The organism is Chryseobacterium sp. T20, from assembly GCF_047345655.1.
Taxonomy (GTDB): Bacteria; Bacteroidota; Bacteroidia; order Flavobacteriales; family Weeksellaceae; genus Chryseobacterium.
This window is the reverse complement of sequence record NZ_JBLFDU010000018.1, coordinates 71,186-79,821: the sequence shown is the minus strand read 5'-3', so window position 1 is coordinate 79,821 and position 8,636 is coordinate 71,186. Positions and strand designations below refer to the sequence as shown.

The 8,636-nt window shown below is 33.9% G+C and carries 9 protein-coding genes and 1 tRNA gene; 9 read left to right on the top strand and 1 reads right to left on the bottom strand.

The features are described from left to right. From ACMA47_RS24250 to ACMA47_RS24215, 8 genes are all read left to right on the top strand, one after another. Window positions 1-660, top strand: a 660-nt coding sequence (locus ACMA47_RS24250) for a homoserine kinase (RefSeq protein ID WP_413931860.1), incomplete at its 5' end; no start/stop codon positions are given. A gap of 15 nt (window positions 661-675) precedes the next feature. Continuing rightward, window positions 676-1,980: a threonine synthase gene (thrC, locus tag ACMA47_RS24245; RefSeq protein WP_413931859.1), complete on the top strand. Its 1,305-nt coding sequence runs from the start codon at window positions 676-678 to the stop codon at window positions 1,978-1,980. A gap of 4 nt (window positions 1,981-1,984) precedes the next feature. Then, window positions 1,985-2,353, top strand: a complete 369-nt coding sequence (folB, locus tag ACMA47_RS24240; RefSeq protein WP_034694921.1) for a dihydroneopterin aldolase — start codon at window positions 1,985-1,987, stop codon at window positions 2,351-2,353. A 36-nt stretch (window positions 2,354-2,389) separates the two neighbouring features. Further along, window positions 2,390-3,754, top strand: a complete 1,365-nt coding sequence (locus tag ACMA47_RS24235; RefSeq protein WP_413931858.1) for a DUF4403 family protein — start codon at window positions 2,390-2,392, stop codon at window positions 3,752-3,754. Between the two features lie 42 nt (window positions 3,755-3,796). Next, on the top strand, window positions 3,797-4,306 hold the full coding sequence (locus ACMA47_RS24230; protein ID WP_413931857.1) for an RDD family protein: 510 nt from the start codon (window positions 3,797-3,799) through the stop codon (window positions 4,304-4,306). 58 nt (window positions 4,307-4,364) lie between these two features. Further along, window positions 4,365-4,435 (top strand) — tRNA-Cys (locus ACMA47_RS24225). Window positions 4,436-4,526: 91 nt separating this feature from the next. Further along, window positions 4,527-4,970, top strand: a complete 444-nt coding sequence (locus tag ACMA47_RS24220; RefSeq protein WP_413931856.1) for a lysostaphin resistance A-like protein — start codon at window positions 4,527-4,529, stop codon at window positions 4,968-4,970. 985 nt (window positions 4,971-5,955) lie between these two features. Then, complete coding sequence (locus ACMA47_RS24215) at window positions 5,956-6,789, top strand: glycosyltransferase family 2 protein (protein ID WP_413931855.1); 834 nt, start codon at window positions 5,956-5,958, stop codon at window positions 6,787-6,789. A 455-nt stretch (window positions 6,790-7,244) separates the two neighbouring features. Here the strand turns inward: ACMA47_RS24215 and ACMA47_RS24210 are convergent, their stop codons facing one another. Then, complete coding sequence (locus ACMA47_RS24210) at window positions 7,245-7,685, bottom strand: hypothetical protein (RefSeq protein WP_413931854.1); 441 nt, start codon at window positions 7,683-7,685, stop codon at window positions 7,245-7,247. 355 nt (window positions 7,686-8,040) lie between these two features. Here ACMA47_RS24210 and ACMA47_RS24205 point away from each other — a divergent pair, with 355 nt between their 5' ends. Continuing rightward, entirely contained in the window at window positions 8,041-8,592 is a 552-nt protein-coding gene (locus tag ACMA47_RS24205) for a YMGG-like glycine zipper-containing protein (RefSeq protein ID WP_114819291.1), read from the top strand. Window positions 8,593-8,636: the final 44 nt, after the last annotated feature.

Below are 8,636 nucleotides of genomic sequence, written 5' to 3'. Positions count from 1 at the left end.
GGAAGCGGGCTCGGCTCCAGTGCGGCAAGTGCCGCCGGAGCCGCCTTTGGAGCCAATGTATTATTAGGAAACAAACTTTCCAAAGAGGAAATGGTATATTTTGCCATGTTTGGAGAAGAGCTGGCTTCAGGAGTACGGCATGCAGACAATATCGCTCCCTGTATTTATGGTGGAATTACGCTGGTGAAATCTACCAACCCGGTTGATATCATCCCTCTGAACAGTCCTGATTTATTTGTAACCGCCGTTCATCCGCAGGTGGAAGTTAAAACTTCAGATGCCAGACAGATTTTGAAGAAAAATATCACTTTAAAAAGCGCTGTGGAACAATGGGGAAATATAGCCGGACTTGTAGCCGGGATTCAGAAGAATGACTTTGCTTTGATTGGCAGAAGTCTCAACGATGTCATTATAGAACCTATCCGCAGTATTTTGATCCCGAATTTTAACGAAATCAAAGAAAAAAGTTTGCAATCAGGAGCTTTAGGAGGAGGAATTTCCGGTTCCGGGCCTTCTATTTTTATGCTGTCTGAACAAAAAGAAACTGCAGATAAAATTGCTCAAATGATGGAATCTGTGTATGATAAAATTGAAATAGAAAGTTTTGTATACGTTTCAAAAATAAATCCGGCTGGTATTCAAATCATTGAAGAAGCTTAATCATAAAAAACAGAAATGAAATATTATAATTTAAAAGACCATCTGGAAAAAATTGATTTCAGAGAAGCAACAATAAAAGGTCAGGGAAAAGAAAAAGGGTTGTTCTTTCCTGAAAACATTCCCCAGTTTAATGAAGAATTTATTCAAAATCTTCATCAGTATTCCAATGAAGAAATTGCTTACCAATGCATGAAAGATTTTGTAGGAGATGAAATTCCTTCAGAAATACTCAAAGAAATTGTAGCGGAAACCGTGAGTTTTGAGATTCCTTTAGTAAAAATTAATGAACAGATATCCATATTGGAGCTGTTTCATGGCCCTACTCTGGCTTTTAAAGATATTGGCGCGAGATTTATGAGCCGCTGCCTGTCTTATTTTCTGAAAGATCAGCAGAAAAAAGTAACTGTTCTTGTTGCCACTTCCGGAGATACCGGAGGCGCTGTTGCCCATGGATTTTATAAAATTCCGCAGGTTAATGTAGTTATTTTGTATCCTAAAAACAGAGTCAGTCCGGTGCAGGAGAAACAGTTGACGGCATTAGGTGAAAATATTTCGGCACTAGAAGTAGATGGTAGTTTTGATGATTGTCAGAATCTTGTCAAACAGGCTTTTTCAGATGAAGAAATCAACAGTCAGCTATTTCTGACATCCGCCAATTCTATCAACGTTGCAAGATGGCTTCCCCAGCAGATTTATTATTTAATAGCTTTGAAACAATGGATTCAGCAGCATAAGGCGCATCCTGTCATCTGTGTACCCAGTGGTAATTTCGGAAATATCTGTGCGGGACTTCTGGCTCATTTCAGAGGATTGCCTGCCAGCCATTTTATTGCGGCCTGTAATGCCAATCATGTAATTCCGGATTATTTTACAACTCAGAATTACCAGCCACAAAAAGCGATTGCTACTCTATCCAATGCGATGGATGTAGGAGATCCGAGTAATTTTGTACGGGTTCTGGAGCTTTTCGGGCATCAGTTTGAAACAGTAAAAAATAAAATTTCGGCTTATTCCATTGATGATGACCAAACCATGAGCACCATCACAGAAGTTTATGAAAAATACGGATATATTCTGGAACCTCACAGTGCCGTAGCCTTTGCTTCAATGGAAAAATATCTGAAAGAAAATCCCAATCAAAAAGGATTTATCCTGGGTACTGCTCATCCGGTAAAATTCCCTGATGCTGTGGAAAAAGCTATTCATACTCAGATTGAAATTCCTGAATCGTTGAAGGAACTCATGAAAAAGGAGAAAAAAACTGTAGAAATAAATTCAGATTTTGAAGAATTAAGACGATTTTTGCTTCATAAAATCTGAAGCAATGAGCAAAATATATCTTGAAGATGTAAGAATATATGCGTACCATGGTGTACTTCCTGAAGAAAATATCATTGGTACCTATTATATTCTTAATGCAGAACTTCATACCGACCTGTGGAAAGCAGCCACATCCGATGATTTGCATGACACTATAAGTTATGCAGATATCAACGATATCCTTCACGGTGAAATGAAAATAAAATCCAAATTACTGGAACATGTAGCGGGAAGAATCATCACAAAAATTCATGACAGCTTTCCACAGGTCGATTATATTAAATTAAAAATCACCAAAACAGCTCCACCTATGCAGGGAGAAATGAAAGGTGCCAGCATTGAGTTGGAAAAAAGCTTTAAACCGGAAAATTAAAATCCCTATTTTCGTTTCATTAAAAAAACATACAAATTGAAATTCGTTAAAATATTATTTTTAGTAGCGGGAATCAGCGTTTTTGGCCAAGCCGGCGTTGATAATCAGTTGGCGGCTTATAACTTTCCGAAGATCAGATCCAGTATTACAATGCCTGTGACCATTCCCCTTTCGGAACTGAGCAATATGATCAATGCTTCGGTGAAAGATCTGGTGTACCAGGATGATTCTTATACAGACAATAACAATGATCAGTTTAAGGTAAAAGTTTGGAAAACAAGGCCTATCCGCCTTGTAGGAGGAACCAGCCAGAATCTACTGATTGAAGTTCCTTTAAAAATATGGGCAGAAAAAGGAATTGGTACATTAGGAGTATATACCTATCAAAATACCACTTTCGAAACGGTAATGTCTTTCAATACCACTGTTACTTTTAAAAATAACTGGACCATTACTACGAATACAAGACCCAATGGTTTCAGATGGGTAACAAAACCTGTTCTGGACTATGGAAGAATACAGATCCCTATTACCTCCATTGTTGAAAAAAGTTTAAAAGAGCAACAGGAAAAATTCTGTAAAACTATTGATCAGCAAATGGCTACGCAGCTGAATTTCCAGCAATATGCCTTGATGGCGTGGAATACTTTCCTTCAGCCCTTCAATATTTCTGAGGAATATAATACATGGCTGAAAGTAAGCCCTGTAGGAGTTAATATCACTCCTTTAAAATTTTATGGAAACCAGATCAATGCTACCCTTGGTGTAGATATTTTTTCTGAAACTTTTACAGGAAATAAACCTGCCGCTTCTTCCCCGGTAACCAGTGTTGCCAATTTTAATACAACACCTACAGTTGCTGACAAGTTTATTCTGCAGACTACAGCCAATATTCCTTTTACGGAAGCAAGTAATATGGCGAGAAAAACTTTCCTGAATAAGGAATTTGATATTCGCGACTCCAAAGTAAAAGTAACAGACATCAGAGTGTACGGTGTTGATGACAGAGTCGTTATTGAGGCTCAGACTGATGGTTATATCAAAGGAACTTCTATTATTTCAGGAATTCCGGTGTATGACGAAACAAAAAGGAAAATTGTATTGTCAGAAACCAAATTCAAACTGAAAACTACCAATATTCTGCAGAAAACAGCTTCTCTCCTATTTCAGGGGAAAATCGTAAAAATGATTGAAGAAGAATATGGTATCCCTACTCCGGAACTGGAAGAAACTTCAAGAAAAAGCATTGAAGAAGCCTTTAATAAAGAATATTATAAAGGTTTAAAAATGAACGGAAAAGTTTTCAATCTTAAACCTAGTAAAATTCTGCTCAGCAATACAGGTATTACAGCTGTTATTGATACGAATGCCTCATTAAAACTGCTTGTCAATGGGTTCTAAAATTTTAAATTAAAAAACTAAACTAAAAACTAATAACCAACCATGAGAAAATACTTAGTAATTGTAGATCGAAACAGAGCTGAAAAGCTGACCAGATTTGCTAATTTTATCATTGACAGAGTTGTAATCTCAGTTTTTTTTCTTGCTTTGGGCTTTATTGCTTCCTTACTGTACACCCTTGCCAATATTGACTTTCTTATCAAGATTGTGTATAAAATGTCAGAAATGAATAGATTTCTTGATATACTGATAACCTCTCTTATCTACTTTATGTACACTTTTCTGATAGAATATTTTACCAAAGGAAGGTCGATCGGCAAGTATATTACAGGAACTAAGGTCATTTGTACAGACGGCACCGAGCCTACTTTCAATGATTATTTGATCCGCAATATTTCCAGAATTGTTCCTTTTGATACGCTATCTTTTTTCGGCGAAAACGGCTGGCATGACAAATGGAGTGAAACAAGGGTAATTAACATCAAAAATTATCAGGCTGAAATTCAAGCAAAAAGCGAAATTGAGGATCTTGGAAATAAAGAAATTGCTTAAAAACTTTTGTTCATAAAGAAATTTTACTATATTTGCACACCTCAAAAATGGTAAAAATGGTACTTTGGCCGAGCGGCTAGGCAGTGGTCTGCAACACCATCTACAGCGGTTCGAATCCGCTAGGTACCTCAAAAAAAACCTCTAAATAATTTAGAGGTTTTTTTGTTTTTATACTTTTAGCTTTTTAGTATTCCATTCTTTTTTATCATCAATATTACGTATGAAAAAATCAATATTCTTTTTCATCATTTCATTTGTTCTTGCTCTGTTGAATGGATATTTTTTTAATTATATAAATGACACCTATTTTCATTTTGATGTCAATCAAAATAGAGACAACAATATTTCAAAAGAAGAACTAAACTTCATTGCAATATTTATCGCCCCTTTTCTGGAGACTTTTCTATTTCAATATCTTCCTTACCTGGTTCTAAGCAAATGGATGAAGATTAAAAGCAGGATGCTTTGTATTGTCATGATGAGTATCATTTTTGCCTCCATGCATTATTATAATGGGCTATATATTGTTATGACATTTTTTGGAGGTATTATTTTAAACAATCTTTATATTTATTACACCATGCACACCCATTCCTACAGTTTTGTTCTAACAGTACTCTTCCACGGGCTATTCAATCTTTATGGCTTTTTATTTATAATGTAATATACCATTCACAAAAAAGCTCTTCCAGATCAAAGAAGAGCTTGATAAATAATGTAAAAAGTAATGATGGATAGAAAATTATCTCGTTCAAAAATAGAAGTTTGATTCAACATACTTTTATGAGTAGCGTCATATCAGGATAAAAAAAATCCCCGGAAATTCCGAGGATAAAAACTAATAACCATGAAAACTCAAATTAAACATGAGTTACATTTCTATATTGAAAAATCGTGCCAAGAATAATGATTTTGAGAAAAAAATTCATTTTCTTGTCGTGGCACCATTTTCACCAATTCAACATTTAAAACAGATTTTACCGATACCTTAAAAACCTCTTCATAATTACCTTTAATAGTTTCAGATAAATCTAATGCTCCGGCAAAAGTATTAAAAAAAAAAATAATTTACATTTTAATAAAATAAAATTTACATTCAGGACATAAAAAAATTTAAAAGAGCCGATCTGCCATAAAAAGTATTTTCGATAACAAATTGACACATTCCCTACATCCTCCAGAAAAAAATTAATCTTCATGACACAAAAAAGTTATGAAAAATTTCATGAAGATCAACATAAAATATCATATAAATCCTTCATATAAAAAGCCCCCAGAAATGGAGGCCTCAAAAAACACAAATGATGAAAAAAAATTTTATATCAGAGATAAAAATTATTTTATCTATTAATTCTTAGCCAAAGATATACCAGTCTTTTTTTTTATTTTATGAGTATAATCATAAAATTATTATTTCTTTTAAATACAGAATTTTCGGGTCACATACTTTATTTCTCAAAAAAAGACAATAATCAAAATCTACATGATAACAGTAATCGTTGTTGGTGAAATATCTTATTTTTTAAAAAAACATAACACACTCCCTAGTGTGCAAAATATAAGAAAAAAAAATCAAATATATAATGAGTGAAGTTATGTTTTCCGTATATATTATTTTTATAATTTTACACTATTAATTCAAAAAGACCGTGACAAATTTTTCTATACTTATAGCAAACTATAATAATGGAAAGTATTTCAAGGATTGCTATCATTCATTAATCAATCAAACCTATGAAAACTGGGAGGTAATTATTATTGATGATGCCTCTACAGACAATTCGGTTGAGATTATTGAGTCTCTGATCAAAAATGACTCCCGTTTTAAGCTTTATCATAATGCTCTTAATGAAGGCTGTGGATCTACGAAAGCCAAATGCATGAAATATGCTCAGGGAGATTTATGTGCATATCTTGACCCTGATGATGCTCTTCATCCTGAAGCACTGGAAAAAGTAGCACTGGAATTTATGAACAGAGAGGATCTTGCTGCCATATATTCTCAAATGATACTTTGCAATGAGGACCTTGTTCCGGAAAAAATTTATACGGGTACTAAACAAATTTATAACAATCGCTATTTCTTCAACTACCCTATTCAGTTTGCCCACTTTTTCACCTTTAAAAGAGAGGTTTATTTAAGAACTACAGGAATTAATCCGAATCTTAAAAATGCAGTAGATCAGGATCTTTATCTGAAAATACTGGAACAGGGAGAAGTAAAATACCTCAAAGAACCTTTGTACCTCTACAGACTTCATTCCAATGGAATTTCTCAGGATAAAGCAAAACAAAGTGCAAAAGATTCTTTTGCAAGAGTAATCCATGAAACGATGAAAAGACGGGGAATAAAAACCATAAACAACAAAATCGTTCCTGAGGTTTTTACCAGTTCAAATGAAATTTTTAATCTCCTGAATTACCAGACCAACAGAATACACCGCATCATTAGCAAAATTAAAGTTACTTTAGATAATATATAAATAAAAGGCTGTTCTATTTGAGCAGCCTTTTATTATAAAATATGGAATGAAAATGTTTGTAATAAAAGTATCAGTTTTTGAACAATTATTATATGCGTAAAATCATAAAAAGCAATAAAAAGAAAAGGCCTCCTGACGGAGGCCTAAAAAACACAAATGATGAAAAAAATCTATTTAGAAAAATCCAAACAGAATATTGTAGAATCATTCAGCATAACCAATATAATTTACATTTTCTAAGCAGAAAATATAACAGAATATCGCAACAGAAGAATGAATACTTTCTATAAGAATCAAGCTGCCCCCTGAAGACTAATCAAAAAATAATTTGCATTACGAAAATGCTCTATAGTTTATATTTAATCTAAAAAACCATATATAATTATTGAATGATTGAAAACATCTTCATCTCTGGAATGGGTAAATTTAACTAAATATTTGTTTGCTCACAAGGCTTATTCTTCCCAAATGATTGGAATATACACGGTAATATATCCATCAGAATCTACCTGCGCATCAGAAACTGTTGCAACTACTGTTCCATAGCCAACCCATCCTCCCTGTCCCTGCATTGCAGAAAAAATATAGGTTCCTGCAGGAAGCGCATCATGATATTGTGGAACAGATTGAAATCCACCACCATAATAAGTATCATACACTTCTCCAGTCATCATATTTTCAGCAAGGAAACTTCCTACATCATAATTTCCTGAAAGAATTTTTGTTCCGTTTTTTGAAAGAAGACCATAACGAATCTTATAAGTCTGAGTTTCGGGTGTTTTATCAGCTATTTCTGAACTGACTTTATATGGCTCTGCTATTTCCCTGGAAGAAAAGGAGGTAGCAACAGTCAGCAATCCTATCAATGCTGATACTGTAAAAATGGATTTTTTCATATTAAAAAGTAATTTGGTATTCAAAAATACTCAACTTATATGAATTTAATAAAAACTATCAATGAAATAAAATTTACAAATACTTTTAAAAATAAACAGAGGCCAGGGAGAATTCTGATCACATTGAGTTCAATATCTTTTATTTTTATCGATGAAAGCCTACCATCAAAAAAAATCAACTTTTATTCTTAAACCTCCGGAATGTACCATCAACATTATAAAACTGATCATTATATAAAATTAACTCTCTTTTTAATTATCACTTTTAACACTTATTAACTAAAATTTGGCTTCATAATTGAAAATAGAATTAAAATCAAAGTCATTTTGGCTTTAGTGTATTAAAATTTGAATTATGAGAAAGATAGTATTAGCAGGTTTTTTATCCGTCTTTTTAATGACGGCCTGCAAGAAAGATGACAGCGTTGCTGAAAAATCATTGGAAGCACAGAAACTTGAATTTCAGGCCAGACAACTTGAAATAGAAAAACAAAAGCTGGCTATTGAAAAGGAGAAAATGGTATATGAAGCTCAAAAAAAAGCAGATAGTGTATCAGAAAGCAAAAAAGCGAGAGCTGCTGCTGAAAATAATTCAAAACCACAAGTGATCAGAGAAACACGAACAGTATATAGAGACAGAAGCTCAAATTCTGGCTCAGGAAGCAGCAACGGAAGTTATGCCAATAACGGAAGTGGGACTTCACAGGGAACTACTCAGAAAAAAGGATGGAGTAAAGCTGCCAAAGGAACCGTCATTGGTACTGTAGGTGGAGCTGCTGCCGGAGCACTAATCGCTAAGAAAAACAGAGGATTAGGAGCTGTAATCGGTGGTGTTGTAGGTGGTGCAACCGGATATACCATTGGTAGATCACAAGATAGAAAAGACGGAAGGGTACAACCCCGTTAATAAATATTTTTAATGATAAAATATAAAGATTGCTTACTTTTAAG

Bases quoted from the DNA above. Each gene is read 5' to 3' on its own strand.
- thrC (WP_413931859.1), top strand. From the start codon at position 676: ATGAAATATTATAATTTAAAAGACCATCTGGAAAAAATTGATTTCAGA.
- folB (WP_034694921.1), top strand. From the start codon at position 1,985: ATGAGCAAAATATATCTTGAAGATGTAAGAATATATGCGTACCATGGT.
- ACMA47_RS24230 (WP_413931857.1), top strand. From the start codon at position 3,797: ATGAGAAAATACTTAGTAATTGTAGATCGAAACAGAGCTGAAAAGCTG.
- ACMA47_RS24220 (WP_413931856.1), top strand. From the start codon at position 4,527: ATGAAAAAATCAATATTCTTTTTCATCATTTCATTTGTTCTTGCTCTG.
- ACMA47_RS24210 (WP_413931854.1), bottom strand. From the start codon at position 7,685: ATGAAAAAATCCATTTTTACAGTATCAGCATTGATAGGATTGCTGACT.
- ACMA47_RS24205 (WP_114819291.1), top strand. From the start codon at position 8,041: ATGAGAAAGATAGTATTAGCAGGTTTTTTATCCGTCTTTTTAATGACG.